Origin of the sequence: Ornithinimicrobium humiphilum, assembly GCF_006716885.1 — a bacterium.
GTDB classification, from domain to species: Bacteria; Actinomycetota; Actinomycetes; order Actinomycetales; family Dermatophilaceae; genus Ornithinicoccus; species Ornithinicoccus humiphilus.
On sequence record NZ_VFPU01000001.1, the window covers coordinates 1,644,240 to 1,664,167 of the forward strand.

Annotated in this window: 16 protein-coding genes, 1 pseudogene and 2 riboswitches; of the genes and pseudogenes, 11 read left to right on the plus strand and 6 right to left on the minus strand. The window is 70.3% G+C overall.

Translation table 11 applies throughout. The features are described from left to right. The first annotated feature begins 897 nt into the window (after window positions 1-897). Window positions 898-1,215, plus strand: a complete 318-nt coding sequence (locus FB476_RS07600) for an excisionase family DNA-binding protein (protein ID WP_141818231.1) — start codon at window positions 898-900, stop codon at window positions 1,213-1,215. An 11-nt stretch (window positions 1,216-1,226) separates the two neighbouring features. Beyond that, the gene (locus FB476_RS17115) at window positions 1,227-2,396 is read left to right on the plus strand and encodes a tyrosine-type recombinase/integrase (protein WP_170233569.1); all 1,170 of its coding nucleotides are present in this window, start codon (window positions 1,227-1,229) and stop codon (window positions 2,394-2,396) included. A gap of 63 nt (window positions 2,397-2,459) precedes the next feature. On the opposite strand, the gene FB476_RS07610 is transcribed toward FB476_RS17115, so the two are convergent. Further along, a complete protein-coding gene (locus FB476_RS07610) occupies window positions 2,460-2,774 on the minus strand; it encodes a hypothetical protein (RefSeq protein WP_141818233.1) in 315 nt (104 codons plus the stop codon). 1,281 nt (window positions 2,775-4,055) lie between these two features. Further along, window positions 4,056-4,248: riboswitch (cobalamin riboswitch) on the plus strand. Window positions 4,249-4,306: 58 nt separating this feature from the next. Between FB476_RS07610 and FB476_RS07620 the strand changes: the two genes are divergently transcribed. The 4 genes from FB476_RS07620 to FB476_RS07635 are packed head-to-tail and all read left to right on the plus strand — an operon-like array spanning window position 4,307 to window position 8,119. Beyond that, window positions 4,307-5,152 (plus strand): nitrite reductase, encoded by an 846-nt coding sequence (locus FB476_RS07620; protein ID WP_141818234.1) that lies wholly within the window; start codon window positions 4,307-4,309, stop codon window positions 5,150-5,152. Then, complete coding sequence (locus FB476_RS07625; RefSeq protein WP_141818235.1) at window positions 5,149-5,829, plus strand: precorrin-8X methylmutase; 681 nt, start codon at window positions 5,149-5,151, stop codon at window positions 5,827-5,829. Before FB476_RS07620 ends, FB476_RS07625 begins: the two co-directional genes overlap by 4 nt. Next, the gene (locus FB476_RS07630) at window positions 5,826-7,355 is read left to right on the plus strand and encodes a precorrin-2 C(20)-methyltransferase (RefSeq protein ID WP_141818236.1); all 1,530 of its coding nucleotides are present in this window, start codon (window positions 5,826-5,828) and stop codon (window positions 7,353-7,355) included. The genes FB476_RS07625 and FB476_RS07630 overlap by 4 nt, the downstream gene beginning before the upstream one ends. Further along, on the plus strand, window positions 7,352-8,119 hold the full coding sequence (locus FB476_RS07635) for a cobalt-precorrin-4/precorrin-4 C(11)-methyltransferase (protein WP_141818237.1): 768 nt from the start codon (window positions 7,352-7,354) through the stop codon (window positions 8,117-8,119). Before FB476_RS07630 ends, FB476_RS07635 begins: the two co-directional genes overlap by 4 nt. A gap of 33 nt (window positions 8,120-8,152) precedes the next feature. Here the strand turns inward: FB476_RS07635 and cbiE are convergent, their stop codons facing one another. Beyond that, window positions 8,153-9,388: a precorrin-6y C5,15-methyltransferase (decarboxylating) subunit CbiE gene (cbiE, locus tag FB476_RS07640; protein ID WP_141818238.1), complete on the minus strand. Its 1,236-nt coding sequence runs from the start codon at window positions 9,386-9,388 to the stop codon at window positions 8,153-8,155. A 17-nt stretch (window positions 9,389-9,405) separates the two neighbouring features. Continuing rightward, a riboswitch (cobalamin riboswitch) is annotated at window positions 9,406-9,580 on the plus strand. A gap of 25 nt (window positions 9,581-9,605) precedes the next feature. Between cbiE and FB476_RS07645 the strand changes: the two genes are divergently transcribed. The 5 genes and pseudogenes from FB476_RS07645 to FB476_RS17220 all read left to right on the plus strand — a co-directional run. Then, window positions 9,606-11,705 carry a VWA domain-containing protein gene (locus FB476_RS07645; RefSeq protein WP_337678341.1) on the plus strand — a complete coding sequence of 700 codons (2,100 nt, stop codon included), beginning with the start codon at window positions 9,606-9,608 and terminating at the stop codon, window positions 11,703-11,705. Window positions 11,706-11,722: 17 nt separating this feature from the next. After that, window positions 11,723-12,478: a uroporphyrinogen-III C-methyltransferase gene (gene cobA / locus FB476_RS07650; protein ID WP_238329606.1), complete on the plus strand. Its 756-nt coding sequence runs from the start codon at window positions 11,723-11,725 to the stop codon at window positions 12,476-12,478. Continuing rightward, complete coding sequence (gene cobO / locus FB476_RS07655) at window positions 12,478-13,092, plus strand: cob(I)yrinic acid a,c-diamide adenosyltransferase (RefSeq protein ID WP_141818239.1); 615 nt, start codon at window positions 12,478-12,480, stop codon at window positions 13,090-13,092. Before cobA ends, cobO begins: the two co-directional genes overlap by 1 nt. A 41-nt stretch (window positions 13,093-13,133) precedes the next feature. Continuing rightward, window positions 13,134-15,566: a bifunctional hydrogenobyrinic acid a,c-diamide synthase/histidinol phosphate aminotransferase CobBC gene (locus FB476_RS07660; RefSeq protein WP_170233570.1), complete on the plus strand. Its 2,433-nt coding sequence runs from the start codon at window positions 13,134-13,136 to the stop codon at window positions 15,564-15,566. A 303-nt stretch (window positions 15,567-15,869) separates the two neighbouring features. Next, a pseudogene (locus FB476_RS17220) lies at window positions 15,870-16,019 on the plus strand (cobalamin biosynthesis protein); the annotation flags it as partial. 368 nt (window positions 16,020-16,387) lie between these two features. On the opposite strand, the gene FB476_RS07670 reads toward FB476_RS17220, so the two are convergent. From FB476_RS07670 to FB476_RS07685, 4 genes are read right to left on the minus strand one after another with little or no spacing between them, the layout of a single operon-like run. Beyond that, window positions 16,388-17,077, minus strand: coding sequence for a (2Fe-2S) ferredoxin domain-containing protein (locus tag FB476_RS07670; protein WP_141818240.1), 690 nt, complete (start codon window positions 17,075-17,077; stop codon window positions 16,388-16,390). Beyond that, a complete protein-coding gene (locus tag FB476_RS07675; RefSeq protein ID WP_141818241.1) occupies window positions 17,074-17,892 on the minus strand; it encodes an ABC transporter ATP-binding protein in 819 nt (272 codons plus the stop codon). The genes FB476_RS07670 and FB476_RS07675 overlap by 4 nt, the downstream gene beginning before the upstream one ends. Further along, the gene (locus tag FB476_RS07680) at window positions 17,889-18,893 is read right to left on the minus strand and encodes a FecCD family ABC transporter permease (protein ID WP_238329607.1); all 1,005 of its coding nucleotides are present in this window, start codon (window positions 18,891-18,893) and stop codon (window positions 17,889-17,891) included. The genes FB476_RS07675 and FB476_RS07680 overlap by 4 nt, the downstream gene beginning before the upstream one ends. 35 nt (window positions 18,894-18,928) lie before the next feature. Further along, the gene (locus FB476_RS07685) at window positions 18,929-19,927 is read right to left on the minus strand and encodes an ABC transporter substrate-binding protein (RefSeq protein ID WP_141818242.1); all 999 of its coding nucleotides are present in this window, start codon (window positions 19,925-19,927) and stop codon (window positions 18,929-18,931) included. Window position 19,928 lies beyond the last annotated feature (1 nt).

The following is a 19,928-nucleotide window of genomic DNA, read 5'->3' on the forward strand; positions in this document are numbered from 1 at the left end:
CGCCGCGGATGAACGTGCGCGGCTCGGCGACGAACGCCTCGCACGAACGTGGTGCGGTAGGTCGGGCGGTCCGGGTCGCGCGTGATCACCAGACCGTTCCCGCCGCCCTGCACCTTCGCGTCGTCCGGCCACGGGTGCCGGGCCTGGACGTCGGTGTTCTCGATGACCCGGGCGACGCCGTGCTCCCGCATCCACCGGCGCCGCTCCCGGGCGAACCCGTCGGCGGTCTCGGCGTCCCACTCGACCAGCAGGTCGCCCAGGCGCACCACGGCACGGAACGGGCCGGTCCTGTCGGCCCCGGGCAGGCCCGGGGCCGACAGGACGATCAGGTGGTGCAGCTCGTCGACGTGCCGCGCATCGGACCCGACGCCCCCGAGAACCACCTGCACGAGCACCTCGACGGGTTGCTCGGCCAGACCGGGGGCCGCTGCCAACCACTCCGGGTCGGTCAGGTCGGTCAGCGGTGTGGAGACGATCCACCCGCCGGCCCACCAGGTGCGGGGTGCGTCCGGGTGCGCCGGGCGCGGGGGAGTGCGGCCCTGGACGTCTTCGATGGCGTCGGCCGGGACGACGTAGTGGGTCATGCGCTGCGGGTGTGGCGCGGCAACGGGGGCGCACCCCGGTCGAGAGGGCATGAGCCAGGGGCCGGCTCCCGAGACGACCTCGGGCACCGGATGCCGGGGATCGAAGGGCGGTGTGGCATAGGCGAATCCGGCCGGTCGGAAAGTCGTCTGCACCACACCTGCGACACCCCGCCACACCTCCGCCACACCTGCCTCCCGATGGGTCAATGGTGTGGTGCATGAGCACCATCACCCTCACCACAGGTAGACCGGCCAGCACCGTCCGACGGCAAGCCGTGCACTTTGCCGTCCTCCCCGCCACACCACCGGCGGCATGTCTGAGGCACCAACTCCCACCATCCCCGCCGCACCTCCTGGCGCCGCCCAACTCCCTGTCCACTTCGGGGTCGAAGAGCTCGCCGAATACCTCGGCTGCTCGAAGTGGTACATCTACAAGCTCACCTCGAAGGGCCGCATCTCGTACTTCAAGGCCGCGGGCCGGGTCCGGTTCACCCACGACCAGGTCGCCACGTACCTGGCCTCCATCGGCGCGCCGGTGCCCATCCCCGGCTCGGGGCTGCCCGGTGGAAACGGCAGGAAGGGGCGCGTCGGTCGCCCCGCTCGCAGCCTGGCCGAACTCGGCATCGAATGAGGACGTCTGAGATGGCGAGCACCCGCAGGACGGTGGCGCCATACATCAAGGAGACCACCAACAAGGACGGCGTCAGCTACCTCGTCTACATCCCCCGCATGGAGAACGGGAAGCCGGAGTCGGTGACCGTCTACGACGTGCACACCGCGTACGCGGTCAGGGACAAGCTGCTCAAGAAGCGCGAGCAGCTCCACGCCGCCGAGCGCGCCCTGAAGAAGAAGGTCAAGAAGAACCCTGACGCCCTCACCCTCGAGGAGTGGATGACGAAGTGGCTCACGGTCATCAGGGGCTCCGTCACCGAGGAGACGTACAAGTGCTACGAGTCCCTCAGCCGTAACCACATCGTCCCCAACGTCGGGCACATGGCGCTCGTCGAGATCACCATGTTCGACGTCCGGGCACTGCGGAACGACCTGGACAAGAAGAAGGCGCGCGAGACCGTCGACAAGATCCTCGGCCGCGTCCTCGCCCAGGCGCTCGACCAGGCGGTGGCCGACCGCATCATCCCGGGCAACCCGGCCAGGGGCCTGCCGTCCCGCCCCCGGCGGCGCGCCCACCGCGACCAGGGGCAGGGCAAGAGCCTCCTGGTCGAGCAGGTCGGACGGTTCCTCGACTGCATGGACCCGTGGTGGCGGCTCATGTGCCAGGTCCAGGTGGACACCGGCCTGCGCATCGGTGAGCTCGGAGCGCTCCAGGTCCGACACCTGGACCTCGGACGCGCGTCGGTGACGGTCGAGCAGTCTCTGACGAAGGCCGGGACGATCGGCCCGCCGAAGACGTCGGCGGGCTACCGGACCGTGCCCATGCTGCAGCCCGCCACGGTCGCCTCCCTGCGGCAGCACATCAAGGGCCGGGGGCTCACGAGCAGCGACTTCGTGTTCACGGGACCCCGCGGTGGGCGCCTCAACATGGACACCTTCCGCCGTCGTAAGTTCGCGCCGGCCGTCGAGGCGGCCGGGCTCGGGGACCTCCGGTTCGAGGGACACAGGGTCAGCCCGCACTGGCTCCGTCACAGCGCGATTACCTCGTGGGCGATGGCCTCCGGCCTCACCGACATGCAGATCGCTGCGATGGCGGGCCACGAGGACAGCCGACTGACCCAGGCTGTCTACACCCACCTGCGCACGGCCGACCTCGGTCACGCGCGGGACAACATGGCGGGCTTCTGGGCTGCCGCCTGACCCGTTCCACGAAGAGGGGCACGACGCGCGCGCGTCGTGCCCCTCTCGCGTTGCCCGCCCGGGCTAGCTGGCCAGCTTGCGGTGGCGGTCGATGGCCTCGTCCCAGGCGTCCAGTTCGGCGACCGAGAAGTGGTGCCGGTTCTGCTCGCTCACGATGTAGCCGAGCTCGCGCACCGCGGCGCCCACCTCGGGCATCCCGGCCCGGGCGCTGGCACGTTCCACCTCGGCGAGGAACTTGTCAGGGTCCAGCGGGGCCGGCTCGTCCTGGTCGGGGTCGAACAGGAGCGGGTCGTCCGGGCCGGGCGGCCGACCGAACCGCTCCTCGAAGAGGACGATCTGGTGACGACCAGCCTCGGCCAGCTCGTCGGTCATCGTCACGGTCGCCGACCCGTCGGCGTGCCTCGTCAGGGCAGAGAAGCGTGGGTCGCCCTCCCTGTCTGCCCGGAGCTGGAGGTGCTCCTCGATCAGCCTTTCGCGTTCGGCTGCTTCGGCCTCGCGTTGGCGACGGATGCGCTGTGCCTTTCCCATCTGGTCTCCTCTGTCGTAGCGAGGCCGTGGTCGGCCGCGACTACCTGTCGGGTGTGGCGCATTCTGCCGCGACCTACCGACCCAGCGGGCCGAAGTAGAGCTGAAGCGAGGGGTCCAGCGAGAGCAAAACGGCCGGAAAACCGTCAACCTTCGGATGCCTTCGGCGGCCCGATCTCATGTCTACGGATCCGGCGTAGACAAAGTCCCACACGTCGAAAAAAGGGCAAAAGAGGGCAAAAAGGGAGAGATGTCTACAAACCCTAGGTGTAGACACAGCGAGGGGGTGGTCTGGTATCGTCGCAGGTCAGAGCATGTTCTCGTCGTTTGGCGCAGGCTTCCTTGACACGGAAGAGGTCACTGGTTCAAACCCAGTATCGCCCACCAGCAGGAGACAGCCCCTGACCAGCGGAAACGCGGTCAGGGGCTTTGTCGTTCCCGCGGTCCGGACGATATCCGGACCATAAGCGGGGCGATACGCACCACAACCGCGGCCAACAGAAACGGCCCGCAGCAGTCCCTTACTGGGATCCCGAGCTGTGGGACCAGGCAAGTGCTGCATAGGCGGCCGACCTTCGCTACGACCCGAGGGCGCCGGCCACCTTCGACCAGTGGCTGCACCGCTCGCTCGAGGAGTACGCCCACCGCGGCCCGCGAGGGCGGGCCACGGTGAGCCTCAGCCCGCCACAGCGACGGTGCCTCGGTGAGGGCCAGGGGCGCAGCCGCATGAGCCCACTGCGCACCAGCACCCTCGAGCTCGTCGACGAAGCGGTCCGCCAGGACCTCGATCAGGTCGGCAAGCCCAGCAACCGATCCGGGTTCGTCCAGGAGGCCGTCACCCTCGCTGTCGAGACCGCCCGCAACCGCTGCCCCAACGGCGTGCTGCCGCCAGCACCAGCCAGGTTGAACACCAACCCGCACCCGCGCCGACCGTGCGCCGCCTGCGCGCAGTTGAGGTGTCCTGATGGCAGCGAGCTCATCGCCGACCGCATGCCCATGACGCAGGACCGACGACCTTGGAAGCGCTACTCACACCGTTCATCGGGCACTCCTGATGCAGCAGTCTCAACTGGGGCCGTTCACTGTCGGTGTGCTGATTCCAGGGGGGGCCAGGCGGACGTCGTGTCTGCGCGGTATCATCACGATCAGCCAGTCGCACTCGCACATGGAGTCAAGGGAATCCGGTGAGAATCCGGAACTGACGCGCAGCGGTGAGGGGACGGGACGGACACGCCGGCGACGGCAGCCACTGGGTCTGCGGATCCTGGGAAGGCGTCCGCGCCCGGATGATCTAAGTCCGAAGACCTGCTGGCCCTGACGACAACCGTCGTCGGGTCTTGATGGGTCACGCGTACGGACCCGGACTCGAAACGTGGTGATCTACGGTGACTCGGTCACGTCCCGACCGCTGCCCAGGCGCTCTGCGCCCCTGGCCTGCTGATGACGGACTCCTGGTCCGGTTGCGCCTCCCTGGCGGCAACGTCAGTGCGGACGCGTTGCTGGCCCTGGTGGCCGTGGCCGAGCGGTACGGCGACGGCCATGTGCACGTGACGACGCGGACGAATCTGCAGGTTCGGGGTCTTCCAGCCAAGCCCGGCACCACACAGCTCGCCCAGCCCGCGCTCGCGGCCATCGAGGACACCGGCCTGCTGCCTAGCCGAACCCACGACCTGGCGCGCAACGTCATGGCATCCCCCCAGACGGGACTCTTCGGCGGCCGCGCCGACCTGCGTCCTGTCGTACGGGCGCTTGACGCGGCTCTCCTGGCCGAGCCGGCGCTCGGGGCCCTGCCCGGCCGCTTCCTGTTCGTGCTCGACGACGGCCGCGGCGACCTCCTCGACCGCACGTGCGACCTCGGCCTCGTGGCACTCGGTCCCGAGGCAGGACAGCTACGGATCGGCACCGGCTGGGGTCCGGTGCTTCCACTCGTGGGAGTGGAGGAACGGCTCGTCGGCCTGGCCCTCAGGTTCCTCGACGCACGCGGTGGCGGACCGCGTGCTCCCTGGCACGTCCACGAGCTCCCGGTGCCGTTGGTCGGACCTGTGGCCGCGTCCGGCCTGTTGCCGCACCCCTCACCACCTCTTCCATACGGAACTGTCCCCGGCGGACAGCACGTGCCCGTACCGGAGGACGGTCTCGACCGTCCGGCCGTGGAACGCCTGTGCGCGGCGGCACCGGCCCTCGTCGTCACCCCTTGGCGTGGCGTTCTCGTCCCTCAGGAGACTCTGTGAGCTGCTCTGCCACCCACCTTCCCCGGCGTCCGAACCGCCACTACCCATACATCGACCGCGGCGCGGCCATCTACCACGACTCGTTCGCCACGATTCGACGCGAGGCCGACCTCTCCCGGGTGCCTGAGAGCGCCGAGAAGGTCGCTGTGCGGATGATCCACGGCAGCGGACAGGTGGATCTGGTCGATGACCTCGTGATCCACCCAGACCTCGTCCCGGCGGCCCGCGCCGCCCTCGAGGTGGGGGCGCCCATACTCTGCGACGCGACGATGGTGGTGAAAGGCGTGACGCGCAGCCGGCTCCCCGCGGAGAACGAAGTAGTCTGCACCCTCAACCACCCTGAGGTGCCTGCCCTGGCGGAAGAGTGGGGAACCACCCGCACCGCGGCGGCGATCTCGTTCTGGGAGCCGTACCTCGAGGGCTCGGTGGTCGCCATCGGGAATGCACCGACCGCCCTCTTCCACCTGCTGGAGATGTTGGTGGACGGCGCCCCGCGCCCTGCGGCGATCGTCGGCTGCCCGGTGGGATTCATCGGTGCCGCCGAGTCGAAGCAGGCCCTCGAGGACTTCCGCGTCGACCACGGCATCGACATCCCGTTCGTCACGGTGCGCGGCCGCCGAGGTGGATCCGCCATGACATCGTCGGCCCTCAACGCACTTGCCCAGGAGCAGGAATGAGCACGTCCAGCTTGGCCATCGGCCACTTCGCCGGCGTCGGCGTCGGACCCGGGGACCCCGAACTGATCACCCGCAAGGCAGCGCGCCTGATCGGGGAGGCCGACGTCATTGCCTACCACGCGGCGCGGGGTAAGCAGTCCAACGCGCGCCGCATCGCCGCCGACCTCTTCCCGGCCGAGGTCCTGGAGGAGGAGCTGATCTACCCGGTCACCACCGGCACGACCGACCACCCGGGCGGGTACGCCGGGGTGCTTGCGGAATTCTACGAGGAGTCAGCCGATCGCCTAGCCGTCCACCTCCTGGCTGGTCGCAACGTCGTCCTCCTCTCGGAGGGCGACCCACTCTTCTACGGCTCGTACATGTACATGCACGACCGCCTCGCCGACAACTTCCCGACCGAGATCGTGCCCGGCGTTCCTGCCTTCCTGGCGGCCACCGCCTCGACCGCGAGTCCGCTGGTCCGTCAGACCGATGTGCTCACCGTGTTGCCCGGCACGCTGCCCGAGCCCGAGCTCGCGCGGCGGCTGGCCGACACCGACGGCGCGATCATCATGAAGCTGGGACGGACGTTCCCCGCCGTACGTCGCGCGCTGACCGCTGCTGGTCGCCTTGAGCACGCCCTGTACGTGGAGCGGGCGTCGATGCCGGAGCAACGCTGGGTCCCGGTGACCGAGGTAGACGAAGCATCAGTTCCGTACTTCTCTCTGATCGTGGTCACCGGAGACAGCCTGAACGGACGGCGTTCCCGCGAGACGAGCGGACAGACGGCGGTCGCTGCATCAGCCGACAAGGTCGAGCCGGCCGACCTGCTCGTCTTGGGGCTCGGCCCCGGGCCAGATGGCTGGCTGACGCACGAGGTGAGCGCGGCGCTGGCAGAGGTCGACCACGTCGTGGGGTATGCGCCGTACGTGAACCGGGTGCCGCAGCGCGAGGGGCTGACCCGCCACGCCTCGGGCAACACCGTCGAGCTGGACCGCGCAACGTTTGCCCTGGACCTCGCGAAGCGCGGCGCGAAGGTGGCGGTTGTCTCGGGTGGCGACGCCGGTGTCTTCGGCATGGCCGCTGCAGTGTTCGAGGCGGCCGAGGATCCGGCGTACGCAGACGTGCGGGTCCGGGTGCTCCCCGGCGTGAGCGCAGTGCAGGCCGTGGCCGCCCGGGCCGGCGCCCCTGTCGGGGGCGACTTCGCGGTGATGAGCCTCTCGGACCGCCTCAAGTCGTGGGAAGTCGTCGAGAAGAGGCTTCGGGCAGTCGCCGAGGCGGACCTCGTCCTTGCGATCTACAACCCGGCGTCGCGGAGTCGTACCGAGCAGGTCACCACGGCCAAGCAAGTACTGCTGGAGCACAAGAGCCCGGAGACGGTCGTCGTGGTGGGCCGCGACGTCGGACGTGCCGAGGAGGCACTCACGGTGACGACCCTGGGCGAGCTCGATCCCATCACCATCGACATGAAGTGCCTGCTGATCGTGGGTGCCTCATCGACCCGTGTCTCCTCGGCGGGCGTCTGGACGCCGAGGTTCGTGCGATGACCGTCCACTTCGTGGGAGCCGGCCCAGGAGCTGCCGATCTGTTGACCGTGCGGGCGACGCGGCTGCTCGCCGAGGCGGACCTCGTGCTCTACCCGGGGACCTACCTGGATCCCGAGGTGCTTGTCCACTGCGGCCCGCAGGCCACGTTGGTGGACACCCAGGACCTGGACCTCGACCAGATCACCAGGCACCTCGTCGACGGCTTCAACGCCGGCCGCCAGGTCGTGCGCCTCACCTCTGGAGATCCGTCCCTGTACTCCGCCCTGCACGAGCAGACGAGCCGACTGGACGCTGCCGGGGTCAACTGGCAGGTCACGCCCGGCGTCCCGGCCTATTCGGCGGCGGCCGCTCGGGTGGGCCGCGAGCTGACGGTGCCGCTGGTGACGCAATCGGTGGTGCTGACCCGGACGCAGGCACGGTCTACTCCGATGGGAGATGGGGAGTCGCTGTCCCGGTTCGCCGCCACCGGCGCAACCCTGGTGTTGCACCTGGCGATCACCCGGACCCGGAACCTGATGGCCGAGCTCGAACCGGTCGTCGGTGGGGACTGCCCAGTGGTGGTCGTGTACCGGGCCAGCCAGCCGGAGGAGTTGGTGTTGCGCGGGATCGTCGGCACCATTGCCGATCAGGTGGAGGCGGCCGGGATGCGCCAGGCGGCTGTCATCCTGGTCGGACGCGCGCTGGCTGAGGCGCCCGCCCGCGCAGGAGGGGAGTCATACCTGTACAGCCGTGAGCGGTCCAGGTTCACGAAGCGACCCTTGTAGACCATGGTCGTCGCGTGACGCCGCCCTACGGGTTCAAAGGCGCAGGCACCACTGCGTCACGGTCCGCAGCGGCGTCCAGCCCGTGAATGAGCCGACCGGGTGCGTCGTCTCGAGGGCGAGGCGGGTGAGCTCGCCGCCGTGCGTCCGGTAGGCTTCGGCGAGAAGCCACTCCGTCTCGAGCGTCACACCGTGCACGACGAGGCGTCCGCCCGGACGCAGCGCAGCCAGGCATGCGTCGAGGACGCCGGTGCGCGTGGCCCCGCCACCGATGAAGATCGCGTGCGGAGGCTCGAGACCTCCGAGTGCGTCAGGGGCGCGACCTTCCACCACACGGAGATCGGGCACGCCGAGACGCGTCGCGTTGCGTGCCACTCGGGCGGCGCGTACGGGTTCTGCCTCTACCGCGGTCGTCCGGCACGTGGGATGTGCGCGCATCCACTCGATGCCCACCGAGCCGGCACCTGCACCGACGTCCCAGAGGTGCTGGCCCGGCGCAGGGGAAAGACGGGCCAGAGCTGATGCCCGTAGGTCGCGCTTGGTGAGCTGCCCGTCGTGCTCAAAGGCTTCGTCGGGCAAGCCTGCCACCCACGACGAGCGCCACGCCGAGGCGTCCGCGGGGATCTCGATCGCCAGGACGTGCAGCGGGGGGACGTTGTCGGCGGCCGTCCCAGCCCACTCCTGGGCGTTCTTCGTGTGCCGCGACTCGGTATCGCTGCCGAGGTTCCCGAGCAGGGTGATGGCAGCGTCCGGATGGCCCATCTCAGTCAGCAGCCTGCCCACGATCGAAGGTGTGTGGGACCCGGCCGTCAGGACCAGGATCCGTCGCCCCGGAGCGATCTCCCGCAGCACCCGTGCCTCGTGTCGTCCGACCAGCGTGACAACCACCGACTCCTCGGCTGGCCAGCGCATTCGTGCGCGTGCCAGAGCCACGGAGGAGATGGACGGGAGGACGTGGACGGACTCGGCTCCAAGAACGCGTACAAGCGTCGTTCCGATGCCCGAGAGCATCGGGTCGCCGGACGCCAGCGCGACCACCTGGCGTCCGCGCAGCTCCGCCATCAGGGCGGGCAGCGCAGGTCCCAGGGGAGCGGGCCATGGACGCCGTTCCTGACCTGATACGGGAGCCACGAGCTCTAGATGGCGTCGACCGCCCAGGACCACGTCCGCCTTCCGCAGCACTGCCTCGCCTGTGGGCGCGAGCGACCCGTCGGCGCCCACTCCGACCACAGTCACGAGGTGTTCACGGGGAGGGGGGGTCAAGTCATCCACGAGTGGGGAGGCTATCGTGAGCTCAACACGTGAGGTGCCCCCGCGCCCCAGCCATCGGAAACGGTGGGGACGAGCAACGGGGAGAATCTGGGAAGCCGGTGAGAGTCCGGCACAGGCCCGCTGCGGTGAGTTGAGCACTCCGCCAGGAGTGACTCGACGAGTCCGAAGACCGGCCTCGCGTGAGCCAATCCATGGCCAACGAGCGGGAGCCTCCAACGTGCCACTGAAGTACCCATTTTCTGCCGTCGTCGGGTGCGAGCCCGACCCCACAACCACCTCCGGTCTCGACGGCATGGGCCTCGCCCTCGTGCTGACCGCGATCAGTCCTGAGATCGGCGGCGTCCTCGTCCGCGGCGAGAAGGGCACCGCCAAGTCGACGACTGTTCGCGGGCTGGCAGAGGTGCTGCCTCGGATCGACGTCCGGGACGGCGACCGGTTCTCCGCCGACCCGCACGACCCGGCCGCGACCTCGCCCGACCTCCCTGACAGTTCCGGTGCGGTCGTGAGCCGTCCGGTCCGTCTGGTGGAACTGCCTGTCGGCGCCACGGAGGACCGGGTGCTCGGCTCGCTCAACCTCGAGAAGGCGCTCACTGCCGGCGCCGTCGAGTTCGAGCCTGGGCTCCTGGCTCGCGCGCACCGCGGCGTCCTGTACGTCGACGAGGTCAACCTGCTCCACGACCACCTCGTCGACCTGCTGCTCGACGCCGCCGCCACTGGTCAGGTCACGGTCGAGCGTGACGGCGTCTCGATCGGCCACAGCGCCCGGTTCGTGCTGATCGGCACGATGAATCCGGAGGAGGGGGAGCTCCGCCCGCAGCTGCTCGACCGCTTCGGCCTCACCGTCGAGGTAGCCGCCCCACGCGATCCCTCGCTGCGCGTCGAGGTGGTGCGGCGCCGGCTCGCCTTCGACCGCGACCCCGGGGGCTTCGTCGCGCGGTACGCGGCCAGTCAGGCCGAGCTCACCCGGCGGATCGCGCTGGCTCGCGAGCGCGTCGCGGAGGTCACCCTGGGGGATGCGGCGATGCTCAAGGTCGCCGAGGTCTGCGCCGCGTTCGAGGTGCACGGCCTGCGGGCCGACATCGTCACCGCCCGTACGGCCGTGGCGCACGCCGCGTGGGTCGGCCGTCGGTTCGTCACTCGTGCAGACATCCGCGCCGCGGCCCTGCTCGCACTTCCGCACCGCCGTCGCCGCAACCCGTTCGACGCCCCCGGCCTGGATGAGAGGCTGCTCGATGAGGTCCTGGGGGACGATGAGCTCCCCGAGCCACCCGAGCCGGACGGCCCCACTCCGACGCAGGACCCTACGAGTACCCCCGCCGAGACACCGGACAGTCAGGACCATCCACCTGCAGTCCCCGAGCCGGGAGGCCACGAGGGAACGGACCCGAGGGCGAACGAGGCCGAGCAGGCGGGCCCAGAGACCGCGCACGAAGAAGCCTCCAACAGCACCCAGGAGTCCAGGCCCCGGCGGCCACAGTCCACCGGCGACGGAGTCTCCAGCGCGGTGAAGTCTGGTGACGCGTACCGGCCTCGCCTTTTCACCGTCGAGGGACTCGGGCAGGGCACGCCGGGACGGCGTAGTCGGGCTCTGGGTTCCACGGGCCGCCGGGTGGGAGCCGGACCGGGCCGCGGTGCGGGGGCTCTGCACCTGGTCGAGACCTTGCGTGCTGCTGCCGAGCGCCACGCCACCGATGCGTCCGGGTCGGCCGAGGGCCGCTTCGTCCTGCATGCCTCCGACCTGCGCACCGCCGTACGCGAAGGGCGTGAGGCCAACCTGCTCCTGTTCTGCGTGGACGCCTCCGGCTCGATGGCTGCCCGGCGCCGCATGGTCCAGGTGAAGACCGCGATCCTGTCGTTGCTCACCGATGCGTACCGACGCCGGGACAAGGTGGCGATGATCAGCTTCCGCGGCACTGACGCGGAGGTGACGTTGCCGCCGACCGGCTCGGTCGAGGTGGCTGCAGCCCTGCTCGACGAGCTCCCCGCAGGGGGGCGCACCCCTCTGGCGGAGGGTTTGCTCACCGCGGCGGACGTCGTTCGTCGGGAGCGACTCCGGGACGACCGGCTGCGGCCGCTGCTCGTGGTCGTGACGGACGGCCGTGCGACCTCCGGGGCCGACGCTGTCGACCGGTCCCGGTTGGCGGCCGCCCACGTTGCGGTGATGCGGGTACCCAGCATCGTCGTCGACTGCGAAGAGGGACCGCTGCGGCTCGGGCTCGCGCGCAGGCTCTCCGCGCACCTGCAGGCCGAGCACGTTCCCATGGCCCGGATCAGCGCGACCGGGCTCGTCGACGTCGTGAACGGGCGGGTGGCGTGATGGGCTCATTGGCCCCCTTGCTCCCCGGCACCGTCGCGCTGGTCGGTGGTGGTCCCGGCGATGCCGGTTTGATGACGGTCGCCGGACGGGCCGCCGTCGAGCAGGCGGACGTCCTGCTGGTCGACCACCTCGCACCGAAGGAGGCGCTGGCCTGGGCCCGGCCCGACGCGCTGGTCGTGGACGTCGCGAAGCTGCCGCGCGGAGCTTTTACCCCGCAGGAACGCATCAACGACCTCCTGGTGGAGCATGCTCGAAGCGGTCGCCGCGTCGTCCGTCTCAAGGGTGGCGACGGGTTTGTCTTCGGCCGCGGGATGGAGGAGTTCCTAGCCTGCACCGAGGCGGCCGTCCCGGTGCGGGTCATCCCCGGGGTCACCTCGTCGGTGGCCGTCCCCGCGCTCGGCGGCATCCCGGTCACACACCGCGGAGTCGTCCAGGGCTTCAGCGTCATCTCGGGTCACGTGCCGCCTGGGCACCCAGCTTCCACTCTCGACTACGGTGCCCTCGCTCGCTCCGGCACCACGTTGATCGTCCTCATGGGCGTAGCCACCCTGCCGGAGATCACAGAGGCACTCCTGCGCAACGGGCTTGACCCAGCCACTCCGGCGGCGGTCATCGCGCGTGGGGGTCACCCGGACCAGCAAGTGGTGAGTGGGTCCGTTGCCGACATCGCCGTCCGGGCTGCACAGGTCGGTCCGCCTGCCATCACCGTCATCGGAGAGGTTGCCTCGTTCGCGGCTGCCGCCGATGCCAACGTCACAGAAGAGGTCATCTGATGCCCCAGGGCCAACCGCTCACCGTCCCTGATGACGGTCTTTCGACCCGCCAGCGCCGCAACCGCCCACTCCTGATGGTCCACACTGGCGACGGCAAGGGGAAGTCCACCGCCGCCTTCGGCCTCTCTATCAGGGCGTGGAACCAGGGCTGGAACATCGGGGTCTTCCAGTTCGTGAAATCCGCGAAGTGGCGCATCGGCGAGCAGACCGTCCTCGAACGGCTCGGTCGCCTCCATGACGAGACCGGGGAGGGCGGCCCGGTCGAGTGGCACAAGATGGGGGCGGGCTGGTCCTGGGCCAAGAAGCAGGGCGACGCCGAGGACCACGCGCGGGCTTCAGCTGAAGGATGGCAGGAGATCAAGCGCCGCCTCGCAGCTGAGACGCACGACCTGTATGTGCTTGACGAGTTCACGTACCCGATCGCCTGGGGCTGGGTAGATCTCGACGACGTCGTCGCCACGCTGCGGGACCGTCCCGGAAGACAGCATGTCGTGATCACGGGTCGCCGTGCCGCCTCCGAGTTGATCGACGTGGCCGATCTCGTCACCGAGATGGCCAAGGTCAAGCACCCCATGGACGTGGGCCAGAAGGGGCAACGGGGAATCGAGTGGTAACGGTGGCCGACCCCACAACGTCCGAGCCGGGATCGTCGGGCTTGACCACCCTGCCGCGCGTTGTGCTGGCAGCTCCGTCGACGGGCCAGGGCAAGACCGCTATCTCCACCGGCCTCATGGCTGCCCTGCGGGCCCGCGGCCTGGAGGTGTCGGGCCACAAGGTCGGGCCCGATTACATCGACCCCAGCTATCACGCCCTCGCCACCGGGCGTCCCGGCCGCAACCTTGACCCGCACCTGGTGGGGGAGGAACGCATCACCCCGCTGCTGCTGCACGGCGCCCGAGGCGCCGAGGTCGCGGTGGTTGAAGGGGTGATGGGGCTGCACGACGGCCGGATTGGGACCGACGGTTTCGCGTCGACGGCCCACGTCGCGAAGTTGACCCGCACCCCGGTTGTGCTCGTTGTGGACATCGCCCGGATGTCACGCTCCGTGGGAGCCGTCGTCACGGGCATGGCCGCCTACGACCCGGGCGTGGAGGTGGTCGGCGTGATCCTCAACCGGGCCGGTTCGCCGCGCAACGTCGCCGAGGTGGAGCGGAGCCTGCGTCTGCCGGTGCTCGGTGTCGTCCCGCGCGACGACGCGATCTCATCGCCGTCGCGCCACCTCGGGTTGGTCCCGGCAGAGGAGCTGTTTGAGTCGGCCGACCTGATCGCCCGCCTCGGCGAGCAGGTGGCCCGCCACGTCGACTTGGACGCCGTGCTCGATGTGGCGCGCGGGGCCCCCGACCTCAGCGACGCGGTGTGGGACCCGTGTCACGAGGTACGCCGGGTGGAGGGCGAGTCTCCGGTGGTGGCCGTTGCCGGCGGACGAGCGTTCACCTTCGCGTACGCCGAGACGGAGGAGCTGCTGCGGGCAGCCGGCTGCACGGTCGTCCCTTTCGACCCCCTGCGTGACCGAGGGCTCCCGGACGGAACTCAGGCGCTGCTGCTCGGCGGCGGCTTCCCCGAGGTGCATGTTCAGCAACTGGCGCAGAACCGGGCGCTGCTCCACCAGGTGCGTGACGCTGTCAGGGCGGGGTTGCCGACGGTCGCCGAGTGCGCCGGACTACTCTACCTTCTCGACGACCTGGACGGGGCCACCATGGCCGGGGTGATCGGGACCGGTGCCGTCATGTCGAAGCGTCTGACCCTGCGTTACCCGACGGCGGTCGCGGCCGGTGACAACCTGCTCACGCGGGCCGGGGAACGGGTGCACGGGCACGAGTTCCACCGCACCACCCTGACCGCCCCCAGCCGCGGGTGGGCGCCGGCCTGGGAGGTCGATGGCGAGCTCATGGGCGTCGCCACCCCCACGCTCCACGCCTCCTACCTCCATACCCACTGGGCCGGGCACCCGGCGATGGCCGAACGGCTGGCGCACGCGGCGTCCAGGGCAACGCCGGTTGTGGCTCCCGCCCCACAGGCTACCGTCGTGTCTCGCCCGAAGCCGGACCGTGCCCTCGTCGATCCGCTGCTCCACCACGGGGATGTCGAGACCGGACGTGGGCTGCTCGACTTCGCGGTGAACGTCCATCCGGAGCCGCGTCCGGCGTGGCTCGAGGCAGCGTTGCGGGACGGCCTTGAGCGCTCGACCATGTACCCGGACGTGGCCCCGGCTCGCGGGGCCATCGCGAACCTGCATCACCGACGCGCCGACGAGGTTCTCGTGACTGCCGGCGCGGCTGAGGCGTTCGAGCTGATCGCCCGGTGGAAGCCGTGGCGGCACCCTGTTGTGGTGCATCCGCAGTTCACCGAGCCCCATGCCGCGCTCGAGCGCGCAGGTCACCAGGTGGCGGTCGTCAGCTGCCGTCCCGAGGACGGCTTCCGCCTCGCCGCGTCGGCAGTCCCCGAGGATGCCGACCTGGTGTTCGTGGGCAACCCGACCAACCCCACCGGGGTCATGCACCCGGCCGAGGAGATCCTCAAGCTGCGCCGGCCCAAGCGCGTCGTCGTTGTGGACGAGGCGTTCATGGACGCCGTGGCCGACCAGGGCCAGTCCCTCTCGAAGGACCGGCGGCGAGGCCTCCTGGTCGTGCGGAGCCTGACCAAGCACTGGTCGATCCCAGGCATCCGGGTCGGCTACGTGCTCGGGAACGAGCGCGCCATCGCGGGGCTCGCCGCTAGGCAGGTGCCCTGGTCGGTCTCCACGCCGGCCATCGCCGCGGCCATTGCCTGCACCACCGGGGAGGCCGCGGCCGAAGCGGCGCGTCGGGCGGAGCGGATCGAGCACTGGCGCACCGAGCTCGTCGCAGCCCTGCAGCATCGTGGCTACGAGGTCGTGGACTCACGCACCTCCTTCGTGCTCGCGCGCTTGGGCTGCGGAACTCGCGAAGCGTTGCGCGCCCACGGCGTCGCAGTACGCCGCGCGGACACCTTCCCCGGGCTGGACGGTACTTGGGCCAGGATCGCCGTCCGACCGCCGGGCACGATGGCCGAACTGCTCCGGGCGCTCGACGACGTACGGGAGGGCCAGCCGTCGGCCATCGACGCATGAACGGGTCGCGTGGTCTGTCCAGGACGTCGGGTCTCTTGCCCGGGCTTCCGCCGGAGATCGCCTCCTGGGCGACCCTCGTCGGGGCACCCGGTGGCGGCTTCCCGCACTGTCGCAGCGGGTCTCGTGCGGAGCGTCCACGCCGATCCTCGGGCGCGCAGCGTGCCCAACACCGCGCTCGTCGTGGGGTGGGTGCGCGGCGCCCAAGGGCCGGACTCGAGCGGGGCACGCGGGGTCGGCCCGTGCTGCACGCCACAGCCGCGGCCACCTGGTCCGTTGTAGGCGGACGCCACGCGGTTCCTCTCGCCGCCGCAGATCGCCCGGGCGGTGATCGAGTCGGTTGCCGAGAACACCTTGGACGCCCTCACGGCCCCGCTGGTCTGGGGCGCTGTGGCAGGGGTGACGGGTCTGCTGGCCCACCGCGCTTCGAACACCCCGGACGCGATGGTGGGGTAACGCAGCGAGCGTCACCAGAACTTCGGCTAGGCGTCTGCCCGGCTCGAGGACCTGCTCAACCTTCCCAGTTCCCAGCTGGCGGGTCTCGCCGTGATGGTCGCAGCGCCGTCGCTCGCCCGGGACGCGTGGCGGCTCTGAAGGCTGGACGCAGGCGGTCCCCTAGCCAACGGTGGCGTGGAGTCAGCCATTCTCGGCTGCCCTGGCGACCATGCTGATCGGTACGAACAGGTAGTCCGACAGTATCGACCACCGTCCCACGAGGAGACGGGACGCCAAGGCGTGGTTGGCTCTCGGAGGGCACCTGTCGTCCGTCGACGCGTGGGCGTGTCGGCGGGGCACGCTCGTCCGGCTGACGTCGAGAGCGACTGTCAGGCCTTGCGACGTCGGGGGAGCCGCAGCCGCTGCACCGACACCCCGCCGACCAGGTGCTCCGAGACGATGGCGCCCGCCGCCTCCTGGTCGACGCCGCCGTACCAGACGTCGTCGGGCTGGACAGTGACCACCGGAGCGTGGTTGCACGGGAACTGGCACCCGGTCTGGGTGACCAGGACGTCGTCGTCGCCGAGACCGGCCCCCATGAGCCCCAGCACGACTCCCCTCCAGGCCTGCTCCGCGCCGGCCGCCGTGCAGCGCGGCCCGCGACAGACGAACACCTGGTGACGGTGCTCGGGGACGTCCTCCCACGCGGCCGACGTCAGTCCCGGGCCGCCGTGGGTGATCGGCCGTGCCAGTTGCACCAGCGCCCGCCACTGCGACATCTCCTCCATGAAAGTAGGCGCGGTGCTGACCCGTGGCGCGCCGTCGCCGAACGCCCGCCACCAGTCGGCCGCGACCCGTCGCAGCCAGGAGATGCCCGGGCCACCCAAGCCACCGGAGACACCGACGAGCACCACCTCGGCCTCGCCGCTCTTCGCGAGCCGCTCGAGGACGTCTCCCAAGGTGGGGGAGGCCAGCTGCAGGAACGCGAGCTCGGCGTCGAGCTTGTCGGCGAGCGCCGCCAGGTCTGCGCGTCTGGCCGCGTCGGCAGGCGACGTGCCCACGAGGACGTGGACGGTCATGAGTGCTCCTCGACGTGGCCGTCCCAGACCAGGTGATGACGGTCCAGGCGGGGGTGGGGGTCCAGCGAGGCCTCCACGTGGTAGACCTCGCGTAGCAACGAGGCGGTGAGGGTGGAGGCGACCGGTCCCTGGTCGTGCACACGGCCGTGGTTGAGCACGACCACGTCGTCGCAGAACGCCGTCGCGAGCTCAAGGTCGTGCAAGGCGGCGACGGTGGTCAGGCCAAGGTCTCGAGCCAGAGCGAGGAACCGGAGCTGCTGCCCGAGATCCAGGTGGTTGGTCGGCTCGTCCAAGAGCAGGACCGCCGGCTGCTGGGCCAGGGTACGGGCCAGGTGGGCGCGCTGGCGCTCACCGCCGGACAGCGTGGTCCACCCGCGGTCGGCAAGGTGCGTGAGCCCGACGAGGTCCATGACCGTGTCGACCACGTCGGCACCGGAGTCGCCGGGCGCGCCGCCCAACATTCGTCGGTGGGGGAGGCGGCCCAGCGCGACCACCTGGCGCACGGTGAGGTCCGTGGTCGTCGTGGCATGCTGCTCGACGAGGGCGACGGTCTGGGCGCGGCGGCGGTGCGACAACGAGCGGATCGCCACGTCTCCGACCAGGACGGTGCCGCGCTCGGGCTTCCGCAGGCCGGCCAGGACGTGCAGCAGGGTCGTCTTGCCGGACCCGTTGGGCCCCAGCAGTGCAGTGACCCGGCCGCCTCGAGCGAAGACATCGACGTCGTCCAGCACGACGTCGACGCCGAGCCGGACGACGACTCCAATTGCCCGCAGGTCGGGCGTCGATGAGTGCACGCACAGGTCGCGATGTGTCATGCGCGAGGCCTCCTTGCCATCAGCCAGACCAGGACGGGTACGCCGAGCACGGCGGTGAGCGCGCCCACGGGGATTTCTTGGCTGTCGACCAGCGAGCGTGCGGCGGTGTCGGCCCACATCAGCAGGAGCGATCCACCCGCTGCCGACGCGGGCAGGACCGCCGCGTGTCGGTGGCCCACCAGCGGGCGGACGAGGTGAGGAACCACCAACCCCACGAAGCCGATCACTCCGACGTAGGCGACTGTGGTCGCGGTCACCACGGCGGTGCCTACCATGAGCACCCAGCGCGTCGGGGCGACAGGGACGCCCAAGGATTGTGCGGAAACCTCCCCGAAGGTGAAGGCGTCCAGCCGTTCGGCGTAGGCCAAGAACCAGAGCAACGCCACCACCGCAGCCCCCAGGAGGAGGACGGTGCTGTCCCAGCGGAGCCCCGCGAGCGAGCCGAGGGTCCAGTTCAGCACCCTGCGGGCGGCATCGCCCTCGCCATGCATGATGAGCACGACCGAGGTGTAGGCGCTGCACAGGTAGGCCACAGCGACGCCGGCCAGCACGGTGCGGTGCGGGCTTAGCCCCCGACCGCCGGCGGACGCGATCACCAGGACCACGGCGAGGGCGGCCAGCGCCCCGGCAAAGGCGGCCGCAGACACGGCGGCACTGGCGGCGAGCCCGCCGAGTCCGATGCCTAGAACCATGATGGTCACCGCGCCCACCGTGGCGCCGCTGGAGACGCCGAGCAGGAAGGGGTCGGCCAGGTCGTTCCTCGTGAGGGACTGGAGGACGGCCCCGCACAGGGCGAGGACCGCCCCTGCCGCAATGGCCCCGAGCACTCTTGGCAGCCTCAACTGCCAGACGAGCTGGTCCTCCAGGACCGTGACCTCGCCGCCGGCCCCGAGTCGGCGCAGGAGGACGGCCAGGACGCGTGCCACGGGCACCTCCACCGATCCCAGGGAGAGCGCCACCGCGGCGCTGGCCACGAGTGCCGCTGACGTGAGCGTCACCACGACCACAGCCCTGCCCCCTGCGAGGCGGGCCACGCTCACGGCCGGAGATCGAGATCTGCCAGCTGGCTGGCCACAGAAACCGCGCCGTCGACCATGCGAACTCCGGGCGTGGCCTCGGAGTAGGCCACGGTCACGAAGGCGCCGGTCTTTACGGCGGTCAGCTCGCGCAGCACCGGGTCCTTCTCCAGATAGGCCTTCTTCTCCTCGGCCGACGACCAGCTGGCGTCGGCGAGGACGATGAAGTCGGGATCGGTCGCCAGGACGTCCTCCCAGCTGCCCTCGCCCCAGCCCCGGTCGATGTCGGAGAACACGTTCGCGGCGCCGACCGCGTCGAGGATCAGCTGCGGTCCGCTCTGGCCGCCACCGACCAGCGGCGTCTTGTCACCGGAGTCGTACCACAGGGCAGTCAAGCCCTGTCCGGGTGCTTCGTCGCGGACGCTGCGGAGAGACTCCTTCTGCTCGGCCACAAGAGCCTTAGAGCTGTCAGGCTCACCAAGCAGCTCCGCGACGTCGTCCAACTCCTGCCACACGGCGTCGAAGGTGGGGGTCGGGCGCTGACTGTCGTCCGGGCATCCGAAAGGAGACAGGTACGACTGCGTTCCCGATTCCGCCAGGATGGTCCGGTCGCCCGCCACGCCCCTGTCGAAGGCGGAGGCGTACGACGCGTACACCAGGTCGGGTTCTGCCTTCAGCAGCGCCTCGTTCGTGGGGTACTCCTCAGCCAGCACCGGTACCTTCTCGTACTCCTGGGCCCACCGGTCCGAGATCGCGTCGTCGAGGTAGGCGGTGCCAGCGAGGCGGTCACCCAGCCCGAGGGCGAGCACCACCTCGGTGGCGCCCTGATTCAGAGTTACCACACGCTCGGGCGCGGACTCCACGACGACCTCGTGGTCGCAGTTGACGAGCTCGACAGGGAAGCGGTCGCCGCTCTCAGCGGTCGCCGACTCCTTCTCCGGGGCGCCGGCGCAACCGGCGAGGAGCAGGACGGCGCCTGCGGCGAGTGACATTCCGGGCATGATGGCACGGCGAATCATG